Below are 25,153 nucleotides of genomic sequence, written 5' to 3'. Positions count from 1 at the left end.
CGTCTTGCTGCCTGAAGCGCAGAGGAAGACAATTATAACAACCGTTATTTTGACAAATGTCGTGGTAATCACGGCAGGCGAAGGGCAATTATCCCGGCCATGGGCGCTGCTGACTATACAGGTGCCCATTTTCTGACAATAAGGTTTAAAAATGAAAAAGATAACGATGTTAGCAATTGTTCTTATTTCCGGATGTTCCACCCAGGCTTCACATATGGCCGATTGTGAGGCTCAGGGGGTTAGTCGGGATGCCTGCTATATCTCTGAGCAAAACAGGCAATCGACAATCCGCGCCGCTGCTGAAAAGCAGGCACTGGAAAATGCCCAGACGCAATTTGCCCAAGCAGTGAAAGAAAAAGCCCACACGTGGAAAGGGTATGACGTGGAAGTTAAGCGCGACAGCTTAGGTATAGTGACGCTCGACGGTAAACCCGCCGTTCAGAGCGAAGTCACAGACAAAGCGACAGCCTACCAGCAGGGATTGTTCACCGTCATTTTCTATAAAACCGGCAAAGTTGCATTAATGAAGGAAGGTCAGTTTGTCGGTTATTTGAAATAAAATTTATACCTATCAGTGTGATACCTCACCCCCTGGCCTCGGGCGAGCCTGCTTTAGGCTAGGGAGTGCCTCAACTCAAAAACCACAAAAAATAAATCTGCATTAACATATCCAATATGTGATTAAGATCACTTTAATTTAACAAAAATAAACATTCGTTTAGGCGTCATTGAGATTGATTTGAATCAATATTGCCAAATAGGGGAAGCGTATAAATACGGCGACTTAATTTGGATTGGAAATTAACATGAAGCTCAAGATGAGCCTTGTGGTTGTGCTGCTGTAGCGTTAAAGCAGAAAAGGAGCACGACATAATGACAGTTCCTCCCGCTGCCAGACCGTCTGCCTCTTTTACGCCTGCTTTAACTCCCTCCGCTGCAAGCACTGCCTGGCCCATAGGGTTTCTTCACTGAGAAATAAATAATGAAAATTTCGATGATAGCCTTATCAGTGTGCGCGTTAACCTCGTTATCTGCTACCGCAGATGAATCATTCGGCATCATGAATGACCGGTTAGGCTCAGCGATTCAGGACAATGCAAACAATAATAATGACGGTACACATCAGCTCGTTAATGACGCCTATGACGCTGCAAAACTTTCCCGTCCCAACGGTAAACACAGCGCCTACTGCGACACAAGACGTTTCTGGCCAGGCCGTGCCTTCGCATACTGTGCCATCACAGACAGCGCAGCTGACGCCGCAGATCGCCCCGGCCAAACAGGCCGTGCCTTCTCACACCGTGCCTTCTCACACCGTGCCTTCACAGACAGCGCAGCTGACGCCGCAGATTGCCCCGGCCAAACAGGCTGTGCCTTCTCACACTGTGCCTTCACAGACAGCGCAGCTGACACCGCAGATCGCCCCGGCCAAACAGGCTGTGCCTTCTCACACAGCCCAGCTGACGCCGCAGCTGACGACGGTTAAGCAGGCAGTACCTGCTGCGATCCCTGCGCGGCCACAGTTGACGCCGCAGCGCACGCCGCAGCTGACGCCGGTTAAACAGGCAGTACCTGCTGCGATCCCTGCGCGGCCACAGTTGACGCCACAGCGCACGCCGCAGCTGACGCCGGTTAAACAGGCAATGCCTGCTGCCATCCCTGCGCAGTTACAATTGACGCCACAGCGCACACCGCAACTGACGCCAGCTAAACAGGCAGTACCTGCTGCCATCCCTGCGCGGCCACAGTTGACGCCGCAGCGCACGCCGCAGCTGACGCCGACTAAACAGGCAGTACCTGCTGCGATCCCTGCACAGCTACAATTGACGCCACAGCGCACGCCGCAGCTGACGCCGGCTAAACAGGCAGTACCTGCTGCGATCCCAGCGCGGGCACAGCTTACGCCACAGCGCACGCCGCAGTTGACGCCGGCTAAACAGGCAGTACCTGCTGCGATCCCAGCGCGGCCACAGTTGACGCCGCAGCGCACGCCGCAGCTGACGCCGGTTAAACAGGCAGTGCCTGCTGCGATCCCTGCGAGGCCACAGTTGACGCCACAGCGCACACCGCAGCTGACGCCACAAATTACGGGTGCTTCTTATCGTGCTCAGGTAACCCAACTGCAGGCAGCAGCGAACAAGCAAGCTGTTACTACAGCGGCTTCAGCTAAACAGCCTCAGATTACAGGCGCTTCTTATCGCGCTCATGTAACGCAACTTCAGGCAGCAGCGAACAAGCAGGCTGTAACTACAGCGGCCCCGGCTAAACAGCCTCAGATTACAGGCGCTTCTTATCGCGCTCATGTAACACAACTGCAGGCAGCAGCGAAGAAGCAGGCTGTAACTACGGCGGCACCGGCTAAACAGCCTCAAATTACAGGCGCTTCTTATCGGGCACAGATAACGCAACTGCAGGCAGCAGCGAAGAAGCAGGCTGTTACCACAGCGGCACCGGCTAAACAGGCTCAGTTCACGGCTACTTCTTATAGTACTTATACGACTCAACTTCAGTCGAACTCGACTATCAACGTAGCCGCGGGAAGCCTGAAACCTTCTACACAGGTGCATGTAACAGAGAATGGTGTTACCAAAACCACCACGGCTGGTGCAATCGCTGCGGTTAATCCAACACTACAGATTGCCGTTGCGCATACTCCCGCATTCCAGCGTAATCACACTGGCAACAGCGGCGGTCGTAGCCATGGCGGATCTGTGCATGGGTCAATCGATAACAATGGTAACCAAAACGAACACGACCACGCTATGGGACGTGCTAACGGCGTGGGCGGGCATTCCGAGTTCAGATAATGCCGTTCTGGATGTTGTTCTCTGTGGGATCGCCAGTGCTGCTGCTCTGCCTGGCGATACTGATACTGTTCTTTATGCTGGGATAGTTTTGAAACGAGCATCAAAGTGAAGGGTAAACCCGTAGACATTCTGTGCTGATGTGTATGGCCTGCTTTAGTTGTTGAAGCTTTTGATTATCGTTGCCAGCGTGAAGCCAGCCTCTGGGCTGGCTTACTTTTATCAGTCAGACAGCGATGCCTCATGGAGAATCATTTGCCGTCTATGGGAAACTGACAACCCCATCAGGGAAGGCGTTATGCCGCTTAAGATTAACGCAGCCTTTTACCGGAGTCGCAGTCGCCTTGTGAAAATTTTGGTAGAGCCAGCGATGCGACCGGATGATTCACTTTAATAATTACTTTTCGGGAGATTCAGAATGAAAAAAATGCATGTAACCGGCATCGTATTAGGTGCCTGCCTGGTGATTAGCGGTGCGGTTCCTGCAACTGCTCACACCACGGCTGAACATCATAAAGGCCAGGATGCTACGGTAACGGCAGGCAAGAAAGCACCCAAGCAGTGGAAAGGTTACGGTGTGACGGTCAAACGGGATAGTTTGGGACTCATTACCGTCGATGGAAAACCGGCGGCGCAGGAGGAAGTGACGGAAAAAGCGACAGCCTATCAGCAGGGACTGTTCACCGTCATCTTCTATAAATCAGGCAAAGTTGCGCTGATGAATCAGGGGCAGTTCGTTGGCTATCTGAAATAAGCAGGCATGAATAATATCATCAGCCATTTGGCGGGCTTGCTAATTTGCCAGTCTGGAAAAATCTCATATTGATGTACTACGTGGTGTACATATTGAATTCTGCCTTTAACGGCAGCGTGAGAAACGGGTGTAAACAGACACTTTCAGAGGTAGTTGGCGCATAAATAAAGGGGCTAATCTTTCGATCAGCCCCTTTATTTATCGGAGTAGTTTGGTCGGCACGAGAGGATTTGAACCTCCGACCCCTGACACCCCATGACAGTGCGCTACCAGGCTGCGCTACGTGCCGACATATGGGAGCTTATACTACGCATTTTCACTTGCATTGCAAGCGGCTAAGGCATTGACTGCTCTGAATTTATACAATCGGCTTCAGTTCGCGATAAAGCGCTTCTCTTCCGTCAGCACCTCAAGCAGGAGTGCCAGCTGAGGCTTATGTTCTTTCAGCTCACTCCCTTTACTGTCCCAGACCTGATAGCTGCCGCTGTTATCGAGCGCCAGCGTAACGTCCGGCGTGGTGATAATCAGCTGGCGATCGTGCACGCTGGCCACCCAGTTATGGCGGCGTTTGGCGGCGAACAGGTCTTCGCCTTGCGAATAATCCGCCGGCGCGGTACTGACGTGGAGCAGGCGCTGCATCAGAGTCGTCATAACGTCCTGATGATTTGTCAGCTTATTCACCTGCTGAGCAGGCGTGTCAGGCCAGTGCACCACCAAAGGCACCTGAAGGTTGGCGCGGTTGCCCATGCTGTTATTGTTATCCAGCGCGATACCGTGGCGGGCGGTCACGACCACCACCGTATTGTCGAGCAGGCCCCGCTCCTGCAGGGTCGTCAGGATACGCGAAATTTGCATATCAATATCAGAAGCGTTGCGCGCGTAGCGGCGTGAGGTTTCGCCGGGCTTATCCGTGTTCATACCGGAAAGCGAAAGCCAGGAGAACCACGGCGCCTGATTATTTTTCTGGCTTTCAAGCCAGCGCTGCCACTGCTGCGTGGTCTGCCCGTTGGGCTGATTATGGGGAACCGGCAGTGAGAAATCAGCCAGTAGCGCCTGACGATAGAGTGATGAACTGAAGCCATCAGACGCAAAAAGCCCAAACTGATAACCCTGTTTACCCAGGGCATTAATCAGCGTGGAAGGGATACGTGAAGAGAGCACGCCATCCATATAGCTGGGGGAGATGCCGTAAAACAGGCCAAACAGGCCATCTTCACTGCCGCTGCCTGCGCTGAAATGCTGGGTAAAGTTCACGTTTTCCCCGGCAAATTGTTGCAGCGTTGGCAGGGATTTTGCCATGGAGGCGGCATTCAGACCGTCGACGGTGACAATCAGCAGATTGTTACGCGTACCCGCATCACGGAAGGTAATGTCATTGAGAGGGTAGGCGACCGATACGGCTTCGGGATTTCCACGCTCTGTCAGCTGGCGTTGATAAGCCTGAGCGTCCAGCAGGCCATATTTCTCTAAGAAGCGTCGCGCCGTCATCGGATAGGAGAGCGGCAGGTTAGCGCGCTGCATGGTCACTGGACGGTAGAAGTTAGCATCCGCCCAGATATACATAATATGGCTGGTGAGGAAGGCAAAGATAAAAAAGAGCGCCAGCGGCTTACCGAAGCTGCGTCGGTTCAGGCTGCGCAGCTTCTGCCAGCTCCAGGTAGCAAACAGCATCTCTACCAGGAAAATCGCCGGCACGCTGATAAACATCAGCTGCCAGTCACGCGCCATCTCGCTCTGGTCGGGGTTAACCACCAGCTCCCATACCACCGGGTTAAGGTGCAGGTGGAAACGGTTAAACACCGCGCTGTCGACCAGCAGCAGCGTCAGCCCCGCCGTGGCGACAATCGCTGAGAGGAAGCGCAGCAGCCTCTGGGACATGACCACAAAGGTGAGCGGGAAGATAATCAGCAGATAGGCCGCAAATACCAGGAAGCTGAAATGGCCGATCCAGCTGGTAAAGGCGTAGATACGCCCGGCCAGCGAAGCCGGCCAGTCGGAAACAAACAGGTAACGGCTACCCAGAATAAAAGCGAGGATGATATTAAAGAGGGCGAACCAGTGCCCCCAGCCAATCATCTGGGAGACTTTTTCACGGTAGCGCTGCCGGTTTGTTACCATAACAGAGTCAATTTCATCTCATTAATGCGCTTTATCATCGCGCACAGAGGCCTGAAGCGCCTCGGCGAACGAACGCGCCAGCGTATGACGCTGTGCGGGTGAAACGCTGGTGTTAATCAAATTGGTCACCATATTTCCCAACACCATCAGGGAAAGATCGGTGGGGGCCTTGTCTTTTTCAAGCACGTTGACCATTTCGGCGAGGAGTTTCTCCACGCGGTCGTCGCTGTAGCGGGATGATTGCGGCATAAGAGTCGAATTTATTCACTATTAAAGGGCGATAGCTTACCGTAAAAGCGCGGTTTTTTCTGCACTTTTATCTTCCGTCCGGCGTTAATGTTACTGCCTGTTGATCGCAGCGGCGCTCGGTGATTGAATACGCGCCTACGTTAAAAGGAGAGTCTACCATGAGTCTGGATATTGACCAGATTGCCCTGCATCAGATGATCAAGCGTGACGAACAGACGCTGGAACTGGTGCTGCGTGAATCGCTGCTGCCCGCCAACGCCCCGGTAACGGCGATGATGGAAGAGCTTCACCGCGTTTACAGCGCTAAAAACAAGGCGTACGGCCTGTTTAACGAAGAGAGCGAACTGGCTGAAGCGCTGCGCAACTGCCGTAAAGGCGAGGATGATTTTCTGGCCTTCAGTCGCGCCGCCACCGGTCGCCTGCGCGACGAGCTGGCAAAATATTCTTTTGCCGAAGGGGGGATTGTCCTGTTCGGCCACTACCGTTATCTGGCGGTAGAGTATTTATTGATTGCGGTGCTGAACAGCCAGAACAGTATGCGCGTGAATGAAGAGTTGGATATCAGCAGTACGCACTATCTGGATATCAACCATGCAGATATTGTGGCCCGTATCGATCTGACCGAATGGGAAACCAATCCCGAGTCCACACGCTATCTCACCTTCCTGAAAGGGCGGGTAGGCCGGAAGGTTGCGGACTTCTTTATGGATTTTCTCGGCGCAAGCGTCGGGCTGGACACCAAAGCGCAAAACCGCGGTCTGCTTCAGGCGGTTGACGACTACTGTCAGGAAGCCAGCCTGGATAAAAACGAGCGGCAGAACTACCGCAAGCAGGTCTACAGCTACTGCAACGAACAGCTTCAGGCGGGCGAAGAGATTGAGTTGAAAAGCTTGTCTGAAGAGCTGGCGCCGCTGGGGGAAAAAACCTTTGAGGCTTTTACTCAGGAGCAGGGTTATGAGCTGGAAGATCGCTTTCCCGCCGATCGCAGCACGCTACGCCAGCTGACGAAATTTGCTGGTAGCGGCGGCGGAGTGACCCTTAATTTTGATGCGATGCTGCTGGGTGAGCGGATCTTCTGGGACCCGGCAACCGACACGCTGACCATCAAAGGTACGCCGCCCAATCTGCGCGATCAGCTTCAGCGCCACAGCGGCGGTAAATAATAGGGGCTTGCCCGCCCGCAGTACGCCAAAAAAAACGCCGCATAAGCGGCGTTTTTTACATCATCTCGTTAGTGCGATTAAGCGCGAACGAAGTCGATGTGGTGCAGTTTAGGCTTGAACGGGTGACGCTGAACAGCCTGCACTTTTACTTTGATTTCTTTGCCATCAACAACCAGGGTCAGAACATCGGTGTAGAACCCAGGCTTACCCTGTGTGTTCATCACAGAATCGTGATCCAGTTCGATAGCTACAGCTGCTTCTTTACCGCCATAAATGATGGCCGGGAATTTGTTAGCTGCACGCAGGCGGCGGCTCGCACCCTTACCCTGCTCTTTACGTTCTTCTGCATTGATAGTGAACATTGTTCAGTCTCTTTTATTTGATTATCCTGCTACAGGCGACCCAGCAGCAGGTTGGGGTGTTCAGCTTTTACGACTGTAAAAGCGGGGCGCATTATAGCCCAGGTTTCGCTGTGCGGGCAACGTATTAAACCGCAGGTGGCTAACGAAGCGTATTGGCGCGGCGAAAACGCCCCTGATAATCGAAAACTTTCTCGCGGATCTGCCAGAAATGGCGCTGTTTCCTCGCCACCACAAAATCCGGATGGCGCAGCAGCGGCTGAAGCGCCACCACATCGGCGGCGGTTTGCCAGCCCAGCGGCACGCCGGGGGCGCGCTGATGCGGACGCAGAAAAATCTGCTCGAAGGCAGTGCGCTGAGCAGGCGTTGACAGCCTGAAGCGTTCGCTCACCTCCGTTGCCTCTTCGTCATAATAACGAATTTTCAGCCACTCACCTTTTTCGTCCCGGCCATTTTCCAGCACCATTGCCGCACAGCGCAGCACCAGCGCATCCTTTAATTTCAGCGCCGCTTTCAGCATATCATCGGGATCGACCAGAACAGCATCGCACTGATGGCAGCGGCGGGCGGCAATATCATTCTCCGCATTGCAGTGCGGGCAGCTCTTGAAGCGGAAACGGAAATCGCACTGCTCGCGTTCGCCATCATCATCTTCCAGCACGCCCTGGCAGCGGCGGCCAAAGTGTTCGATCAGCGTACCGTCGGCGGTCGTTTTCCCCCAGAATGTGTTCGCAAAACCGCAGGCAGGACAAAAGACCTGCACCGGCTTATTGTCGCTTTTCCCTTTGGGAGCACCGACCTCCGGCGTATAGATATCATGGGGATTACCGGCATAGTCCAGGATAAGGCAGTCAGTTTTTCCCGGACAGAGCCGCAGACCGCGTCCCACAATCTGCTGATAAAGGCTGACCGATTCGGTTGGCCTTAAAATAGCAATCAGATCCACATGTGGTGCGTCAAAGCCGGTGGTCAGCACCGCGACGTTGACCATGTAGCGCAGCTGACGGGCTTTAAAGGCGGCGATTAGCGCGTCGCGCTCGGCGGCGGGCGTACCGGCGGTAATCAGCGCCTTGCCGTCGGGTAACAGCCCCAGCACCTCTTTGGCATGCTCAACGGTCGCGGCAAAGATCATCACGCCCTGACGCTCCTGAGCAAACTCAACGATCTGCTGGATAATATGCGGCGTAATACGCTGCTGCTGCTTTAACTCGCGGTTAAGGTCCGCCTCGCTGAAGAGGCCGTTTTCATTCGCGGTCAGGCGGCTGAAATCATACTGAACGACCGGCATGTCCAGCCTTTCGGGCGGAACCAGAAAGCCATGTTTAATCATATAGCGCAGCGGCAGTTCATAAATACAGTCACGAAACAGCGCACGCTCATCGCCTCTGACCATACCGTGATAATGGAACTGATAAATCCAGCCTTTGCCCAGGCGGTAAGGCGTGGCGGTCAGCCCCAGCAGGCGGATACTGGGGTTGCTTTGGCGAAGGTGGCTGAGGATTTGCTGATACTGGCTGTCGTCGGCATCGCTGATGCGGTGGCATTCATCGACAATCAGCAAGGTAAATTCGCCATCAAATTGCGCGAGGTTGCGGGCAACCGACTGTACGCTACCGAAGACTACCTTGCTGCGGCTCTCCTTCCGCTGCAGACCGGCGGCAAAGATATCGGCTTCCAGGCCGTAAGCCTGATACTTGCTGTGGTTCTGTGCGACCAGCTCCTTGACATGGGCCAGTACCAGCACACGTCCACGAGCCAGCCGGGCCAGTTCGGCAATCACCAGGCTTTTACCCGCGCCGGTGGGTAACACGATTACGGCTGGCTGGTGGGAGCGGCGAAAGTAGCTGAGCGTGGCATCAACCGCTTCCTGCTGATAGGGACGCAGAGTAAATGACATGAATTCTCAGAAAATCGGGAAGCAAAGCCGCATTATGCCATGAAAGCGACGTTTACGCGTCCCCGCTACTGTGCCTGAGCGCTGACTCTCTATATACTAAGTGTTGTGTTTCATCGGGGCGCCTGTGCGTCCGGACAGAAAACAGCGCTTGATTCCATTCGTGATTCTCTTCAAACGTTCCGGCGTCGGAACGTCGGTTTTTCAACTAAACGGGCAGTACAGATTTAATGCGACTTGATAAATTTTTGTCTCAGCAACTGGAAGTCAGCCGGGCGATCGCGGCACGTGAACTACGGGCGCGCAAAGTCACCGTTGATGGTGAAGTCGTGCGGGAAGGCTCTTTTAAACTCAGCCCGGAAAACCAGGTTGAGTACGACGGCAATCCGTTGCAGCAGCAGTTCGGGCCGCGCTATTTTATGTTGAACAAGCCTCAGGGCTACGTCTGTTCAACGGACGATCCCGATCATCCAACGGTGCTCTATTTTCTGGAAGAACCAACCGCCTATAAACTGCATGCGGCAGGCCGGCTGGATATCGACACCACGGGACTGGTGTTGATGACGGATGACGGGCAGTGGTCACACCGGATCACCTCTCCGCGACATCACTGTGAAAAAACCTATCTGGTCACGCTGGAATCACCGCTTTCCAGCGACACCGCGGCACAATTCTCGGCGGGCGTTCAGCTTCATAATGAAAAAGATCTGACCAAACCGGCCAGGCTTGAGGCGATCAGCGAGTATCAGGTGCGGTTAACCATCAGTGAAGGGCGCTACCATCAGGTGAAGCGGATGTTTGCTGCTGTGGGAAACCATGTGGTTGAACTGCACCGCGAGCGTATTGGCGCTATCGTTCTTGATGAGGATCTGGCACCGGGCGAATATCGTGCCCTGACGGAAGATGAGATCGCCAGCGTGGGCTTACCTAAGCAGAAAAAATAAAACCTACATTTCAGGACAGCGAGGAGCAATAAAGGGTGCGTAAGGAAAAGAATTCATCGGCAGGGCTGGTGGTTATTCTCGGTCTGCTGGCGATGTTGATGCCACTATCAATCGATATGTATTTACCTGCGCTACCGCAAATTGCCCGCGAATTTGGCGTGTCGGCGGGCAGCGTTCAGATGACGCTGAACCTGTATATTCTCGGCTTTGCGCTCGGCCAGCTGATCTACGGCCCGCTGGCGGATAGCTTTGGCCGCAAACCGGTGATTGCGGTCGGTACGCTGGTCTTCGCCGTGGCGGCCGCCGCCTGTGCACTGTCGCAGACCATCGAACAGCTGATCTTTATGCGGCTGCTGCACGGCCTCTCTGCTGCTGCCGGAAGCGTGGTCATCAGTGCGCTGATGCGCGACAGCTACTCGAAGGAAGAGTTTTCACGCATGATGTCCTTTGTGATGCTGGTGACCACTATCGCACCGCTGCTGGCACCGATCCTCGGCGGCTGGATGCTGATTTTGTGGAGCTGGCATGCGATTTTCTGGGCGATCTCGCTGGCGGCCGTGGTGACCACGGTGCTGGTGGTCACTCAAATAAGAGAAACGCTGCCGGTGGAGAAACGTCAGAAATTCAATCTGCGCACAACGCTGCGGAATTTCCTATCGCTGTTTCGCCACAAACGCGTGTTCAGCTATATGCTGGCCAGCGGTTTCTCTTTTGCCGGTATGTTCTCTTTTCTGAATGCGGGTCCGTTTGTTTATATTGAACTTAACCATATCAGCCCGCAGAACTTCGGCTATTACTTCGCCCTCAACGTAGTGTTCCTCTTTTTTATCACCCTGCTTAACAGCCGCTGCGTACGCCGGTTCGGCCCGCTGGCCATGTTCCGGTTAGGTCTGCTGATCCAGTTTGCCATGGGCGTCTGGCTGATGATCGTCAGTGCGCTGAACCTGGGCTTTCTGCCGATGGTGTTTGGCGTGGCGATGTTTATCGGCTGTGTGGCGATGGTTTCTTCCAACGCGATGGCGGTGATCCTCGATGAGTTCCCGCATATGGCGGGCACGGCTTCATCGCTGGCCGGCACGCTGCGGTTTGGCGTCGGCGCGGTGATTGGCGCACTGCTTTCCACGATGCCGTTTAACAGCGCCTGGCCGATGGTGGGGTCGATCTTTCTCTGCGCGACCGTTTCGATTCTGCTGTTTATTTACGCCACCCGCCCGCGGAAAGGCGTAACAGCCTGACATGACAGCCTTTTCAGCCCATCAGAGGAGTCGGCGGGCTGAGCGGATGGCTTTTATGTTAGTCAGATGTAAACATTAAATATAAAAAAAGTTACTTAAGTGAAGCAATAATGATTGTCTTCCCGACACTAACGCGGTAAATATAGGTTCAAAATGAGAGGTTCCTCTCAAAAATAACCTTATTACGTAAAGCGTTGCCCGTTGATCCCGTTTTTGATGCGCCTTATCAAACAACGGAGTGATGAGCGCCCTTACACGGGCCGGGGAGTGGGGATGGATTCGTTACAACATTCAGTAGTACATCGGTTGCCGCAGAGCTATCGCCGGCTGCACGCCTTACCCGGCGGCAGCAAGCTGCAACAGGTGCCGGATTATGCCAGCGACGACCTTATCGGTCTCTGCCTGCTCAGCCACCAGGGCGAACAGGCCTGGCGCGTGATGCAGCAAATCCAGGAAGCGCTGGCTGAGATTCAGCTCAGCTGTAGCGTGGTGGAGTGGGAAGGGGAACCCTGCCTGTTCGTCGCCCGCGAGGATGAGCTCACCACGACCTGCCGGCTGAAAAACTTTGGCGTGAGCATCGCGGAAGCCTTCAGCCAGCCCTCCGCCTGAGCCATTCAGGCCAGCGACAGCAGCTGGCGGGTGTAAGCCTGTTCAGGCGCGGCAAAAACGGCTTCGCATTCGCCCTGTTCCACCACTTCTCCCCGCCGTAAAACCACCACCTGATGGCATAACGATCTGACTACCTGTAAATCGTGGCTGATAAAGATGTAAGCCAGCCGGTGTTGCTGCTGCAATTTTTTCAACAGGGCCAGGATCTGCTTCTGTACCGAGCGATCGAGCGATGAGGTCGGTTCATCCAGAATAATCAGCCGGGGCTGAAGGATCAGCGCCCTGGCGATCGCAATACGCTGACGCTGACCGCCTGAGAACTCTGCCGGATAGCGATGGCGCGTCGCTGCATCCAGCCCAACTTCCTCCATCGCCGCTATCACCCGGGTTTCTCGCTGCATTGCGTTGAGATCGGGATGATGAACCTGAAGGCCTTCCTCAATGATCTGCTGGATGGTAAGTCGTGGGTTCAGGGCTGAGTTTGGATCCTGAAAAACCACCTGAATCTGCCGGCGTACCGGCAGCATCTGTCGCCGATCCCACTGATGAAGAGGCTGGCCATCAAACCAGATCTCGCCGCCGGAAGCGATAAGCCGCAGCAGCGCCAGACCGGTGGTGCTTTTGCCGGAGCCAGATTCGCCAACCAGCCCCAGACTCTCACCCGGGCGCAGCTGGAAACTGAGCGACCGTAATGCATGATGATAGCCTGTCACGCGGCGCAACAGCCCTCGTTTGATCGGGAAAGCCACCTGAAGTTTTTCCACGTTGAGCAGAGGTTGCACCTCATCATCGATCGGATCGGGACGCCCGTCCGGCTCGGCGTCCAGCAGTTTTTGCGTATAGGGATGCTGAGGGCGGCTGAACAACTCCCGGGTGCTGTTACTCTCCACCCCCTGGCCGTTGCACATTACCGTGACGTTATCTGCTAACCGACTGACAATATTCAGATTATGGGTGATAAACAGCAGCCCCATATTCATCTCCTGCTTCAGCTCCTTCAGCAGGCTGAGGATTTGCGCCTGTACAGTCACATCCAGCGCGGTCGTCGGTTCATCCGCAATCAGTAGCTCGGGCTGCGTCAGCAGCGCCATCGCAATCATCACACGCTGGCGTTCTCCGCCCGACAGCTGGTGGGGGAAATCATTCAGGCGACGCGTGGCTTCACGTATTCCGACACGATCAAGACAGGTCAGCATCTCTGCACGAGCGGCCTCTTTACGCATGCCGCGATGCAGCGAGAGCACTTCGTATAGCTGTTTTTCGATGGTGTGCAGAGGATTAAGCGACACCATTGGCTCCTGGAAAATCATCGCCATACGGTTGCCGCGCAGCGAGCGCAGCAGCCGTTCATCGGCTTTCAGCACATCCTGGCCGCTGAACAGGATTTCTCCCTGCGGATAGATGACCGGCGGGGTGGGCAGCAAGCGCATCAGCGACAGCGCGGTGACGCTTTTACCGGAACCCGATTCGCCGACCAGCGCCCGCGTTTCGCCAGCCTCCACGGTAAAAGAGAGATTATCCACCACCTGACGATCCTGACCGGCCTGGCGAAAAGCGATGCTTAAGTCTTTAACGATTAGCAGGGACATAATCAGTACACCTTACTGGGATCGAAGGCGTCGCGGACAGCCTCGCCGATAAAAATAAGTAGTGAAAGCAAAATAGCCAGCGAGAAAAACGCCGTGATGCCGAGCCACGGCGCCTGCAGATTATTTTTCCCCTGAAGCAGTAGCTCGCCCAGGGAGGGCGAGCCGAGCGGCAGGCCAAACCCCAGAAAATCGAGCGAGGTGAGGGTGGTGATCGAACCGCAAAGGATAAACGGCAGCCAGGTCAGCGTGGCGACCATCGCGTTTGGCAACATATGACGGGACATAATGCGACGATCGCTGACGCCCATCGCCTGCGCCGCACGAATGTAGTCAAAATTACGCGCGCGCAGGAATTCGGCACGCACCACGCCTACCAGCTGCATCCAGCCGAACAGCACGGTAATCGCCAGCAGCCACCAGAAGCCGGGCTGGATCACGCTTGACAGCAGGATAATCAGAAACAGCGTCGGCATCCCCGACCAGACTTCAATAAAGCGCTGGCCCCAGAGATCGACCCTGCCGCCGTAATAGCCCTGAGCAGCGCCGACGGCAATGCCTATCACGCTGGAAACCAGCGTCAGCATCAGCCCGAAGAGCAGCGAAATACGCATGCCATACAGAATGCGCGCCAGCACATCGCCGCCGTTCGCGTCGGTGCCAAGCCAGTTTTGCGCCGAAGGGGGAGAAGGGAAGGGAACATCCGTGGCAAAGTTAATGGTGTTATCACCGAAGCGGATCGGCGCCCAGATGGCCCAGCCATCCTGTGCGATACGTTTTTTTAGCCAGGGATCCTGATAATCTGCCGCCGTGGCAAGCGGGCCGCCAAAATCACTCTCGCTGTAGTTCACCAGCAGAGGAAACCAGGTCCTATCCTGGTAGCGTATCAGCAGCGGTTTATCGTTAGCCAGCAACTCGGCGCCAAGGCAGAGCACGAACAGCACGATAAAAATCCACAGCGACCAGTAGCCGCGACGGTTCTGGCGGAATCGCGCCCAGCGCGCCTGGTTAGCAGGACTTAAACGGCTCATTATCGTCCCTCGAAATCGATACGCGGATCGACCAGCGTATAGGTAATATCACTCAAAATATTCAGCAACAGGCCGATCAGCGTAAAGATAAACAGCGTACCGAACATCACCGGGTAGTCGCGCTGAATAGTGGCATCGTAGCCAAGCAGGCCCAGCCCGTTAAGTGAAAACATCACTTCGATCAGCAGCGATCCGGTGAAAAACATACTGATAAAGGTGGCGGGAAAGCCCGCGATAACCAGCAGCATGGCGTTACGGAAAACATGGCGATAGAGAATCTTTTTCTCATCCAGGCCCTTCGCCCGCGCGGTCACCACATACTGCTTGCGGATCTCATCCAGAAAAGCGTTTTTAGTCAGCATCGTCAGGGTGGCAAAACCGCCGATAACCGTGGCGATAACGGGCAGCGTAATATGCCAGAGATAATCGGTGATTTTGCTGTACCAGGGCAGCGTATCAAACTGGGGCGAAACCAGCCCACGAAGCGGGAACCAGTCGAGATAGCTGCCGCCAGCAAACAAAACAATCAGTAAAATAGCGAACAGAAAAGAGGGAATGGCATAGCCGATAATAATCAGCGTGCTGCTCCAGATATCGAAGGCGCTGCCGTTGCGTACCGCTTTTTTAATGCCGAGCGGGATCGAGACCAGGTAAATGATCAGCGTACTCCACAGGCCGAGCGTGATCGAAACGGGAAGGCTGTCTTTGATTAAGGTCGTTACCGAACTGCTGCGAAACAGGCTGTCGCCAAAATCGAAGCGGACATAGTTCCACAGCATATCCAGATAGCGCTGATAAAGCGGCTTGTCGAAGCCGTAGCGGCGGGTGATTTCCGCCACCACTTCCGGATCAAGTCCGCGAGAACCGCGATACTGACTGTCGCCAGGGTTTACGCTGAGCGAACCACGTGCCTGCGTTTCCGCGCCGCCCGTGCCAGGTAATCCCGTCGTCTGTCCAAATTCAATATTAGCCAGCGCCTGATCAACCGGTCCGCCGGGCGCGATCTGCACGATAAAAAAGTTAATGGTGATAATTGCCCACAGTGTGGGAACGATCAACAGCAGTCTGCGTAGCAGGTAAGCACCCAAACTTCACTCCTTAACGACGTTGATCCGGCAACTGCGCGGCTTTGTTGACATCATACCACCAGCTGTCAAAGCCCAGCGAGTAGGTGGGGCGCGTGGCCGGCATCGAAAATTTATTCCAGTAAGCGTAGCGATCGCTGGCGTTGTACCACATCGGGATCATGTAATGACTCCACAGCAGAACGCGATCCAGCGCCCGGCCAAGCGGCAGGAGCGCCGCCTTGTCGCCCTGATGCTGGTTGATCTGCTCCACCAGCTGGTCGATGACCGGATTACTGACGTGCGGCCGGTTATAGCTGGAATCAATAAACGCTGTCGCCCAGTAAAACTGCAGGTTGCTGTCCGGGAAAGCCATGGCCGGGTAAGGGGAGGGCAGCATATCAAAATCACTTTTGCGGACGCGGGCCAGATACTGCGAACTGTCAACCTGGCGAATATTCAGCTGAATGCCAAGCCGGGTGAGCGTGTGCTGGAAGGGAAATACCCACTGGTCGTTGCCACCGCTGCGCAGCAGCAGTTCAAAACGGAAGGGTTGCCCGGTTTTCACATTAACCAGTGTCTGGTTTCTCAGCTCCCAGCCAGCCTGCTTTAACAGCGAGAGCGCTTTCAACAGGTTTGCGCGGTCGTAGCCGCTACCGTCAGATTCCGCTGGCTGATAAATCGCTGTAAAGACCTCTTCAGGCAGCTCGCCCTTCAGGGCATTGAGGATTTTCAGCTCGTCGGCATCAGGAAGCTGGCGCGCGGCATATTCCGTGTTCTGAAAATAGCTGTTGGTGCGCTGATAGGCATTGTAAAACAGCGCTTTATTCATCCAGTTAAAATCAAAGACGAGGGAAAGCGCCTGCCGTACGCGTCGATCGCTGAACTGCGGGCGGGTAACGTTGAAGGCCAGCCAGGTGGTATTGGTGGCAACGTGATTAGGCTCCTCATCTTTGATAATAAAATGGTTATCAAACTGCGTGCCGCGATATTGCGTCGCCCATTTTTTCGCGGAGCCTTCTGCCCGGAAATCAAACGCGCCGGCCTTAAAGGCCTCAAAAGCCACGTTATCATCCATATAGTAGTCATAGCGAATACGGTCGAAGTTAAAGCGCCCTTTGTTGACCGGCAGATCCGCTGCCCAGTAATCTTTAACCCGGGCATAGGTGATGTACTGGCCCACTCTGTATGCACTCACCCGGTAGGGACCACTGCCCGGAGGCGGATAGGCCAGCGGTTCCGACAGCTTATGATTCTGCCAGAATTTTTCGGGGAAAACCGGCGTGGAGAGCATAGAGAGCAGCTTGTCGCGATCGGATGTTGGCAGGTCAAAGCGGACTACCTGCGGAGAGACCTCGCGGGCGGTGACGCCTTTATAAAAAACCCGGTATTGCGGCACGCCTTCCGTCATAAATTTGTTAAAGGTAAAGACCACGTCGCGGGCGGTGATGGGCGAACCATCCTGGAAGCGTGCCCGGGGATTAAGAGTGATTTCAACCCAGCGGTAGCTGTCAGGATAGCGGGCAAACTCGGCAATCAGCGGATAGTAGCTGCCAGGCTCATCTTCCGAAGGGGTAAAAAGGGAATCATAAAGAGTATCTGTTCCCTGGCCCGGGTTACCTCTGGAGGCGAAACGGTTAAAGTTGTCGTAAGTGCCAATGGCGGAAAGCGTGATGCTGCCGCCTTTCGGTGCCTCAGGCGCGGCATAATCGTAATGAGTGAAGCCGTGAGCGTATTTGGGCTCGCCCAGCTGCGCGAATGCATAGCTTTGGGTAATGGTCTCCGCCTGCGCCAGCGAGGTCACTAAGCTGAGTAAAAGAAAAAGATACCCGCGCATTTTCATGATGTTGTTACGCTCCCCGGCGAACAGATCTGGTCCGGCGACAAGCCTACCAGCAGGCAGAAGAAGAAATCAACGTAGCGAAACACGTCGTTACGCTTCCTGACGCCTGGCGGAAAAATCACGCTGGCCGGCGGTGCGTGCGGCGCTGGCGAAATAATCAATCAGCTGCGGCACCCTGAGTGGCGGGCTGTAAAGATAGCCCTGAAGATGAGTGACGCCGCGCTTAATCAGCCACCGGGCCTGTTTTTCATCTTCCACGCCTTCGGCGATAGTTTTCAGCTTCAGCTTTTTCGCCAGGGTAATTACCGCATCCAGCACCGGTGAGGTGACGGTTTCACGGCCGATACTCTGCACAAATCCCCGATCAATCTTAAGGTAGTCGAATTTGAATTTCTCCAGATAAATCAGGGCGCTGTGTCCGGTACCGAAATCGTCGATGGCGATGCCTATGCCCTGCTCATGCAGCCATTCGAAAATCGCCCCGGCGTTACGGTCGCTGACCATGGCACTTTCTGTGATTTCGAACACGTAACAAAAATGATCCTGTGGCATGGCGGAGAGCCAGCGGCGGACATCCTCACAAAATTCACCGTCAGTCAGGTGGAGCGGCGAAAGATTCAGCCCGATGCGGATGCCCTCAGGCAGCGTATCGCGCAGCTGATGCGCATCACGGGCGACCAGCTCAAACAGATGCCGCGTCAGGGGAGCGATCAGGTTCTGTCCTTCGGCATAGCGGATAAACGCCTCCGGCGAAACGGTGCCCACGGTGGGATGCGTCCAGCGTAGCAGCGCTTCCACGCCATAGGGCTGACCCGTAGTGGATTCAATAAGGGGCTGGTATTCCACATAAAAATCACCGCGCCGGATGCCCAGCAGGATCTCCTTTCCGGGACGCCGTCGGTGCGTCAGGAGCAGAAAACAGCCGCAGCCGCTGAGCAGCGCTAACAGTGATCCAAGCAGCAGGGTAATCAGCAAGTCACTCAGGGATAAGAGAGTGCCATACAGCAGGATGCTGACAGGATAGCCGGGAACCGTCAGGGTGCGCAGCGGATGAGTGGGCAGCAAGCTGGCCTTCGTTAACCGTTCATCCGTTAACCTTAGTGCCTGGTCTCCGGCAACAATCGCCATATCGGTGACCGCTTTCTGTCTGGCGATCAGCAGCAGATAAGGGCTCAGATTAATGTTCATCAGCGCCAGAACACCCCGCTCTTGATGGTGTGGGTTCTGCCGCCAGAAAATCAGGGCGGGACGATCGGCCACTTTTGGCGTGCTGGCAACGAGCTGGATATCCACGGCCTTATGAAGATCGGAATGAGGAGAGAACTGGCGAATATCTTTATGCACGAAGCCTGTTGCTGAAGAGCAGAAGGCTATACGGTTTTCCACCAACATGATCGTACGAACGTTACCGGCAAATGCGGCCCGCTGCGTCAGATCGGCTTTTGCGGCGGCACAATCATCTGGCGTGAGGGCTTGTAAGGGTGAGAGCTTTTGCGTCAGGATCGTAAAGGCATTCAGCATATAAGCCTGGGTATCGCTGGCCAGCCGGTCATGTTGTTCATGTCGCCGCTGGCAGACCAGCAGTAGCGTAATGACAATAAACAGAACAGAAACAGTCAGACCGGTTGCTACGCTGGCGCAGATAATCCGGCGCGGCAGAGAGAGATGTCGTCTGAATGTGGTGGAAAGTGGCATTGGGTTGTCTTCCGTAAGTGCCTGTTAATGCATTTTATACCTGCGGGGATGGCCGGAATAACGGCGTGGCAGGATCACTATTGCCTGTCTCTGTTATGAAATCATCCTGTTTTAAGGCTTCACAGTTGCCGGTAGGGAGGCCAGGCGTCAGGTAAAAAAAACGCTGCCGGAGCAGCGTGTTTTTTTCGTTTCGCGGACTTCAGGGAAGCTAAATCAGCTTTGTTTGTTTCCCAGCACCCGACGGGCTTCACGGTAGCGCGGTTTCCAGTAGCTGTCGTTAAGGCTGGAAATCATGACGCCGCTGCTGGTCGAAGCGTGAACGAAATTATCATTGCCGAGATAAATGCCCACGTGGCGTCCTCTCGGACCCGTGCGGAACAGGATAATATCCCCCGCGCGAAGTTTGCCACGCGTAATACTTTTCCCCACATCTTCCTGTCCATAGGTAGAACGGGGCAGATCGAGACCAAACTGTTCACGGAAGGTGGTCTGAACAAAGGCTGAACAATCAATGCCGCGTTTACTGGTACCGCCGAAGCGATAACGTACGCCCTTCCAGTCCGCATATTGATCCATCAGGCGGGATTTAATATCCACGTTCTGGACCAACTGTTCGAATTCATCCTGAGACGCTTGCAGTAAAAAACCGTTGTTCTTAACTGCATGAGTATCAGTTTGTGCATTGTTGTGGCTATTTGTACTACTACAGGCTGACAGTAACGTCGCTAATGCGACCGCGGGAAGCACCCGCCAGATATATCTCAGTATCGGTTGAGATGTGACCATTATGTTTGTGATCCCTTGAAGTCCTTAACGACGATGTCGTCAAATAATTGCGAAGCGAAACGAGAATAATAAGCGCGACCCGGGTAAGACAATTCCTGAATTGTAAAAACGTGTCAGGGAACACAGTTTAAAGTGTAACTCGTGGAAATAGTTTACAACCTGGGACCGAACGAAAATGAGGTTACCCGATTACAAGCCCCATGGCGAGGGGTTTTACTGACTTTTTAATGCTTTTTTTGATGTCAAACAGCATTGCTTTCAGTGGGGCGTTTTATCGGCAAGTATGGAGAAAACTTGAGGAAAAAAATCACTCTTTCTGGTCCGGAGTTTAGCAATTTGTGAAAAATCAGATTAGACCCGCTGGACAATGGGTGAGACAGGTGATGCTGGCATGGGAGGGGATTTAATAATCGTAAGGGCAGTGCCTTTATTAGGAGGCTAATAATACCATTTGGTGAATTTACCTGTCGTCGCCCCGAACTGACGTCCGGGGAGACTATTTCACTTAGCGGACAGGCTTATTTTTACCCGGCATAAAGCGATTCAGGAAATTAACAAGGTAATCACTGGCCGGGGTCATTAACCACCAGCTCATTCCCACCAGCACCACGGAGAGCGAACCTACAACGACATCGGTAAGCCAGTGCGCGCCGATCATAATCCTCGGTGTTGCAAAGACCAGCACAATCGCCACCGCAATAAGAAAAGCCCGGCGGGTGAAATAACGCAGCATGAAGGAGGCAAATATCATCAGCATCATGCCATGATCGCCTGGAAAACTATTGGCGGACGCATCCTTCGTAGGAAAACCTGTCAGCTGGCCTACGTGGTTAACGTTGGGAAAAAATTTGGTTGGGCTGGGATGTGAAACGGGGATAAAGCGGCACAGCTGATTCAGAATGACGGCGCTGATCAGCATGGTTATGCCAATCGCCAGCATACGGCGACGGCCTTCCGGCGTTTCACGACGCCATAAAGAGAGATAAAGTGCCCCCATCGCCAGCAGCGCAACGCCGTCGAAGGCACGGAAGTTGGTAATAGCAAGCATCCATAACAGCGCTTTGTTGGTTACCAGGCGATCGTTGAACCAATAGAACAGGTTTTTATCAACCCCGAACCAAAAACCGTGGTTAGCCGGCAGATACCAGGAGAGAAACAGCGCAAAACCCAGCGCGTTCAGCACCAGGATTTTCAGTAAACGGTTAATTGTCATTTCGGTCCAGAGTTAATAAAGGCATTTTAGCTGCGCAGATTATGGCACAGAGATTAAACGAAGCTTCAACAATGCGCTCTGTAACGTGTTCCAGTCCGCGTCATCCTCATGAATGATTTCAATACGGCTGTCCGGCGGCGCGAGCTGGCGCGTCTCAAAATGAAAATCTTCGCCCTGACGGTTCACGCTCAGCAGGCCTTCCTGAATACGCATCACGCCTTTAATCCGCGTTACCGGCGCCAGACGCACCCACTCCAGCAGGCCGATAGTGTCAAAAACGGTATCGGCATCAAAAACCCAGCCGCAGGCGTGATAGCCCTGTCCCTGATTCAGCGAGCGGCGCCAGCGCGCATTGGGCGTCAGCGAAAGCGCCGCCAGGCCAGATTCAGCCCGGCCGTGATGGTGGTGTGCCGTGGGTAACTCGCGCAAGTTGCGGCGAGGATGAGCCAGCAGCGCCGGATCGATCTCACCAAAACGGGCGGAAACCACTAACCGCCCCTCACCCTTCCGGGCCTGCCAGACCAGCAATGCCTCGCGGTCAGCATCTGCCCAGCGATCTTCTTTATTGGCGACGATGATGTCGGCCGCGGCTAGCTGATCGCGAAAGTTTTCATTTTCCACGATGCGGGTTTCACTGAGCTGGCGAGGGTCCAGCACGCAGAGTGAGGCATCCAGCGTCAGCCAGGGGCGATAAATCTCGGCCGACAGCATATCCAGAATCTGTTTAGGATGGCCGAGCCCGGTGGGTTCAATCAGCAGGCGATCGGGCCTGGCCTGTTTGAGCAGCATATTCAGCCCTACCTGCATTGGCAGGCCGTTGACACAGCACATACAGCCGCCCGGAATTTCCTTCAGCACCGCCCCGGTTTTTGCCAGCAGTGCACCGTCAATACCCACTTCACCAAATTCGTTGACCAGAACCGCCCAGTTCTCTCCTTCAGGCTTATGGGCCAGCAAATGCTGGAGTGTGGTGGTCTTTCCGCAGCCGAGGAATCCGGTGATGAGGTTAACGCGTGTCATTACTCTCTCCTTCAGGAATATCAGAGGGTTATTTACATTGGGTTAAAGGTTAAAAGCGCTGCTAATGACTATCCTTAGCGGGCAAAGCGTGAATTAATGAGGTAAGTATGAACGGCATTAAAGTGATTATTGCTGGACTGTTAACCTCATGGATGAGCAGCGCAATGGCAGCGGAGACTGCGATTCAAAACGGTTCTGGAACGATGCGATTTCAGGGCGCGGTGACAGAGACATCCTGCGAAATGGATCAGCAGCGTAATCAGGTCAACGCTACCTGTTACCGCAACGGGAAGAGGCAGACGGCGTCGCTCCCGCTCGATTCCCGCCAGGCTCTGCCCGCGAATGTTGGCAGCACTGAAGTTCGCTGGCTGAATGAGGCCCATACGATGGGCGAATTGATCGTTAGCTATAAGTGAGTGTTATAACATAACAAAAGCGGCAGCGCACCTGCTGCCTGCCGCTTATAAATCAACTAGTCCGCGCGGCTCATATAGCGGCGTTCGGCGATATGAATACGAATTTTATCACCGCTGCTAAGATATTCCGGCACCTGGACAACCAGACCGGTGCTCATCGTGGCCGGCTTGGTTCTGGCGCTGGCAGAAGCGCCTTTAATGCCGGGCGTGGTTTCGGTTATCACCATATCCAGGGTTTGTGGCAGTTCCAGCGCCAGCACCTGTCCATCCATGGTCAAAACCTGGATCCCCGGAATGCCGCCTTCCGGAATAAACAGCAGCTCTTCTTCAATCTGTTCTTTTTTGAAGACGTAAGGCGTGTAGTCTTCATCATCCATAAAGACGTATTCATCGCCATCAATATAGGAAAAGGTCACCTGGCGGCGGCTCAGGGAGATGGCGTCAATAATATCATCGCCCTTAAAACGCTCTTCTACTTTCAGTCCGGTACGGATATCGGTAAAACGCATTTTATAGAGGGTGGAAGCGCCACGGGCGCTCGGGCTTTGCACGTCAATATCTTTAACTAACAGCAACTTGCCGTTAAAGCTGACCGCCATACCTTTTTTTATCTCATTTGCTCTTGGCATTACATTCTCTCGACAGAAGGGGCCGGTGAAATTTCTCGCGTCAACTTACTCTTGCCGGCGGTTTCAGGCAAGTAGTCACCGGACGCCGGACGCGTAAAACCTGCGTAAAAAAGGACTCACTAAAGGATAGTATTCCCGCAGGCTGCCTGCTATTGTCGCGCTTTCATTGAGGAGGGACGTTATGGAGTGCCGTACTGCCTGCGGGGCCTGCTGTACCGCGCCCTCAATCTCATCGCCTATTCCCGGTATGCCGGACGGCAAGCCTGCCAACACGCGCTGCGTTCAGCTTGATGAGGATATGCGCTGCCGGATATTCTTGTCGCCGCTGCGGCCTGCCGTTTGTGCCGGACTGAAACCCGCTTTTGAGATGTGCCGGACCAGCCGCGCAGAAGCGATGACCTGGCTGCTCGACCTGGAGCAGCAAACCGCGCCAGGCTGATGGAAGGCGCAGTACCGCTCCCTTACTGTTCCGTGCCAGATGATGAGGCCGCCGGAACGTTGCCAGCCGGAGAAACCGCCGCCTTTTGATCCGTCTCTTTTACCTCTTTCAGACCCCATATACAGCCCGTTGCCAGGACCATCATCGCCACGGCGCACCAGAAAACCGTCGCGTAGCCCCAGATTTCTGCCACCGTGCCCGCCAGCGAGCCGCCAATGATCCAGCCCATGCGCGTGGTGTTAGCAAACAGCGTGGTGGCCGCCCCGGCCTGACCCGGCATCAGATCCTGAAAATAGATCATGCCAATCCCCGCCAGAATGCCAATGAAAATGGCATTAAACAGCTGAATAATCAGCAGCGGCAGGGCGGCGCTGAAACAGAGCGTGGCGGCATAAAAGAGTAAACCCGCCAGCGACGCCAGCCGCATCATATTACGTTTACCAACCCGTCTGGCGTAATAACCCGCCAGCAGCATAACCGGAATTTCCAGCCCGGCGGCCAGGCCCATCAGTACACCGGCCAGCTTCTCCGGGAGCAGCAGCGTATTGACCACATAGAGCGGCATAGCGATCAGATAGAGTCCGTTGCAGGCCCACATCAGCGTACAGCCGGTAAAAAGCATCAGCGTATCGCGGCGATTCTGGCGCGGCGTCTGTAATTTCCCGCCCGTCACAACCCGCGTTTTCTGCATCCTGGGCAGATAGCGCCAGACGATAAGCGCGCTGACAATAAAGGCCGCCGCGGCGCAGCAGTACATGGTGCGAAATCCGAAGCCCAGCGCCAGCGCGAAGGCCAGCGGCGGCCCCAGTACCCAGGCCAGAGAGACCTGGGTGCGCATAACGGAGGTGAACATCACGCTGCTGCGTCCGCTCAGATCCCTGTATTCACGTGCGAGCGCAAACAATTGAGGCGTCGCCGTGGAGCCGAACGTTGAAAGTACCACGCCCGGCAGTAGCAGGATCAGATAGTTGCGGTTCCAGGCATAAAGCAGCGAGGCGAGCGCACCGACCAGGCAGCAGATCAGGATTAGCGTTCTCCTGTCGCCCCGGCTGTCGGAGTAGCGTGCCAGAAGCTGGCTCACCAGGATGCCAATCAGCGCACTACCGGTGAAAAACAGACCCACCATAAAAGGCCGGACCTTAACCTCCGTGGTCAGGAACAGGCTCAGCGTTGGCGTTTGTAGCGCCGCGGTCAGGCCGGTGACAAAAGTGACCAGAAGAAACGCCAGCGACTGGCGATCGGGTAGAGAACGTAAAAGAGCAGGCGTTTGCATAAGTGAGAGCCAGGTCGGTGAAAACGGGC

The 25,153-nt window shown here is 54.6% G+C and carries 24 protein-coding genes and 1 tRNA gene; 9 read left to right on the top strand and 16 right to left on the bottom strand.

Going from position 1 to position 25,153, the window contains the following annotated elements:
* Window positions 1–151 precede the first annotated feature (151 nt).
* Window positions 152–559 (top strand): hypothetical protein, encoded by a 408-nt coding sequence (locus EA20_RS0101355; protein WP_024965119.1) that lies wholly within the window; start codon window positions 152–154, stop codon window positions 557–559.
* Window positions 560–725: 166 nt separating this feature from the next.
* Here the strand turns inward: EA20_RS0101355 and EA20_RS0101350 are convergent, their stop codons facing one another.
* On the bottom strand, window positions 726–956 hold the full coding sequence (locus EA20_RS0101350) for a hypothetical protein (RefSeq protein ID WP_024965118.1): 231 nt from the start codon (window positions 954–956) through the stop codon (window positions 726–728).
* Between the two features lie 138 nt (window positions 957–1,094).
* Here EA20_RS0101350 and EA20_RS0101345 point away from each other — a divergent pair, with 138 nt between their 5' ends.
* The gene (locus EA20_RS0101345; RefSeq protein WP_161635077.1) at window positions 1,095–2,807 is read left to right on the top strand and encodes a hypothetical protein; all 1,713 of its coding nucleotides are present in this window, start codon (window positions 1,095–1,097) and stop codon (window positions 2,805–2,807) included.
* A gap of 415 nt (window positions 2,808–3,222) precedes the next feature.
* Window positions 3,223–3,558, top strand: coding sequence for a hypothetical protein (locus EA20_RS19945; RefSeq protein WP_024965116.1), 336 nt, complete (start codon window positions 3,223–3,225; stop codon window positions 3,556–3,558).
* Window positions 3,559–3,770: 212 nt separating this feature from the next.
* Here EA20_RS19945 and EA20_RS0101335 read toward each other — a convergent pair.
* The 3 genes from EA20_RS0101335 to EA20_RS0101325 form a co-directional block, all read right to left on the bottom strand.
* A tRNA-Pro gene (locus EA20_RS0101335) sits at window positions 3,771–3,847 on the bottom strand.
* Between the two features lie 83 nt (window positions 3,848–3,930).
* Window positions 3,931–5,676 carry an LPS biosynthesis-modulating metalloenzyme YejM gene (gene yejM, locus EA20_RS0101330; protein ID WP_024965115.1) on the bottom strand — a complete coding sequence of 582 codons (1,746 nt, stop codon included), beginning with the start codon at window positions 5,674–5,676 and terminating at the stop codon, window positions 3,931–3,933.
* Window positions 5,677–5,697: 21 nt separating this feature from the next.
* Entirely contained in the window at window positions 5,698–5,925 is a 228-nt protein-coding gene (locus tag EA20_RS0101325; RefSeq protein ID WP_024965114.1) for a YejL family protein, read from the bottom strand.
* Between the two features lie 158 nt (window positions 5,926–6,083).
* Between EA20_RS0101325 and yejK the strand changes: the two genes are divergently transcribed.
* Window positions 6,084–7,088 carry a nucleoid-associated protein YejK gene (gene yejK / locus EA20_RS0101320; protein ID WP_024965113.1) on the top strand — a complete coding sequence of 335 codons (1,005 nt, stop codon included), beginning with the start codon at window positions 6,084–6,086 and terminating at the stop codon, window positions 7,086–7,088.
* Window positions 7,089–7,165: 77 nt separating this feature from the next.
* Here yejK and rplY read toward each other — a convergent pair whose 3' ends face one another.
* Together rplY and EA20_RS0101310 are read right to left on the bottom strand one after the other, a co-directional pair.
* Entirely contained in the window at window positions 7,166–7,450 is a 285-nt protein-coding gene (rplY, locus tag EA20_RS0101315; protein WP_024965112.1) for a 50S ribosomal protein L25, read from the bottom strand.
* 139 nt (window positions 7,451–7,589) lie between these two features.
* Entirely contained in the window at window positions 7,590–9,344 is a 1,755-nt protein-coding gene (locus EA20_RS0101310; RefSeq protein WP_024965111.1) for a DEAD/DEAH box helicase, read from the bottom strand.
* A 227-nt stretch (window positions 9,345–9,571) separates the two neighbouring features.
* Between EA20_RS0101310 and rsuA the strand changes: the two genes are divergently transcribed.
* The 3 genes from rsuA to EA20_RS0101295 all read left to right on the top strand — a co-directional run bounded on the left by rsuA (window position 9,572) and on the right by EA20_RS0101295 (window position 12,129).
* Window positions 9,572–10,285, top strand: a complete 714-nt coding sequence (gene rsuA, locus EA20_RS0101305) for a 16S rRNA pseudouridine(516) synthase RsuA (RefSeq protein ID WP_024965110.1) — start codon at window positions 9,572–9,574, stop codon at window positions 10,283–10,285.
* Window positions 10,286–10,320: 35 nt separating this feature from the next.
* Entirely contained in the window at window positions 10,321–11,520 is a 1,200-nt protein-coding gene (locus EA20_RS0101300; protein ID WP_024965109.1) for a Bcr/CflA family multidrug efflux MFS transporter, read from the top strand.
* Window positions 11,521–11,793: 273 nt separating this feature from the next.
* Window positions 11,794–12,129, top strand: coding sequence for a hypothetical protein (locus tag EA20_RS0101295; protein ID WP_024965108.1), 336 nt, complete (start codon window positions 11,794–11,796; stop codon window positions 12,127–12,129).
* A gap of 5 nt (window positions 12,130–12,134) precedes the next feature.
* Here EA20_RS0101295 and yejF read toward each other — a convergent pair whose 3' ends face one another.
* The 8 genes from yejF to EA20_RS0101255 all read right to left on the bottom strand — a co-directional run bounded on the left by yejF (window position 12,135) and on the right by EA20_RS0101255 (window position 22,367).
* Entirely contained in the window at window positions 12,135–13,718 is a 1,584-nt protein-coding gene (yejF, locus tag EA20_RS0101290) for a microcin C ABC transporter ATP-binding protein YejF (protein WP_024965107.1), read from the bottom strand.
* Between the two features lie 2 nt (window positions 13,719–13,720).
* Window positions 13,721–14,746 carry a microcin C ABC transporter permease gene (locus EA20_RS0101285; RefSeq protein WP_024965106.1) on the bottom strand — a complete coding sequence of 342 codons (1,026 nt, stop codon included), beginning with the start codon at window positions 14,744–14,746 and terminating at the stop codon, window positions 13,721–13,723.
* A complete protein-coding gene (locus tag EA20_RS0101280; RefSeq protein WP_024965105.1) occupies window positions 14,746–15,834 on the bottom strand; it encodes a microcin C ABC transporter permease YejB in 1,089 nt (362 codons plus the stop codon). Before EA20_RS0101280 ends, EA20_RS0101285 begins: the two co-directional genes overlap by 1 nt.
* Before the next feature lie 10 nt (window positions 15,835–15,844).
* On the bottom strand, window positions 15,845–17,653 hold the full coding sequence (locus tag EA20_RS0101275) for an extracellular solute-binding protein (RefSeq protein WP_024965104.1): 1,809 nt from the start codon (window positions 17,651–17,653) through the stop codon (window positions 15,845–15,847).
* A 90-nt stretch (window positions 17,654–17,743) separates the two neighbouring features.
* Complete coding sequence (locus EA20_RS0101270) at window positions 17,744–19,348, bottom strand: cyclic di-GMP phosphodiesterase (RefSeq protein WP_024965103.1); 1,605 nt, start codon at window positions 19,346–19,348, stop codon at window positions 17,744–17,746.
* A 213-nt stretch (window positions 19,349–19,561) separates the two neighbouring features.
* Window positions 19,562–20,134: a bifunctional murein DD-endopeptidase/murein LD-carboxypeptidase gene (gene mepS / locus EA20_RS19470; protein ID WP_024965102.1), complete on the bottom strand. Its 573-nt coding sequence runs from the start codon at window positions 20,132–20,134 to the stop codon at window positions 19,562–19,564.
* Between the two features lie 505 nt (window positions 20,135–20,639).
* On the bottom strand, window positions 20,640–21,347 hold the full coding sequence (locus EA20_RS0101260) for a phosphatase PAP2 family protein (protein WP_024965101.1): 708 nt from the start codon (window positions 21,345–21,347) through the stop codon (window positions 20,640–20,642).
* 39 nt (window positions 21,348–21,386) lie between these two features.
* On the bottom strand, window positions 21,387–22,367 hold the full coding sequence (locus EA20_RS0101255) for a GTP-binding protein (RefSeq protein ID WP_024965100.1): 981 nt from the start codon (window positions 22,365–22,367) through the stop codon (window positions 21,387–21,389).
* Window positions 22,368–22,474: 107 nt separating this feature from the next.
* Here EA20_RS0101255 and EA20_RS0101250 point away from each other — a divergent pair, with 107 nt between their 5' ends.
* The gene (locus EA20_RS0101250) at window positions 22,475–22,783 is read left to right on the top strand and encodes a hypothetical protein (RefSeq protein ID WP_024965099.1); all 309 of its coding nucleotides are present in this window, start codon (window positions 22,475–22,477) and stop codon (window positions 22,781–22,783) included.
* Window positions 22,784–22,839: 56 nt separating this feature from the next.
* Here EA20_RS0101250 and yeiP read toward each other — a convergent pair whose 3' ends face one another.
* Window positions 22,840–23,412 carry an elongation factor P-like protein YeiP gene (gene yeiP / locus EA20_RS0101245; RefSeq protein ID WP_024965098.1) on the bottom strand — a complete coding sequence of 191 codons (573 nt, stop codon included), beginning with the start codon at window positions 23,410–23,412 and terminating at the stop codon, window positions 22,840–22,842.
* A gap of 181 nt (window positions 23,413–23,593) precedes the next feature.
* On the opposite strand from yeiP, the gene EA20_RS0101240 reads away from it, so the two are divergent.
* Window positions 23,594–23,851: a YkgJ family cysteine cluster protein gene (locus EA20_RS0101240; RefSeq protein WP_024965097.1), complete on the top strand. Its 258-nt coding sequence runs from the start codon at window positions 23,594–23,596 to the stop codon at window positions 23,849–23,851.
* 22 nt (window positions 23,852–23,873) lie between these two features.
* On the opposite strand, the gene EA20_RS0101235 is transcribed toward EA20_RS0101240, so the two are convergent.
* Complete coding sequence (locus EA20_RS0101235; protein WP_024965096.1) at window positions 23,874–25,124, bottom strand: MFS transporter; 1,251 nt, start codon at window positions 25,122–25,124, stop codon at window positions 23,874–23,876.
* Window positions 25,125–25,153 lie beyond the last annotated feature (29 nt).

The organism is Pantoea sp. IMH (assembly GCF_000599885.1).
Lineage (GTDB): Bacteria > Pseudomonadota > Gammaproteobacteria > Enterobacterales > Enterobacteriaceae > Erwinia.
The sequence above is the reverse complement of the archived record's forward strand: the minus strand, read 5'-3'. Positions and strand labels throughout refer to the sequence as shown.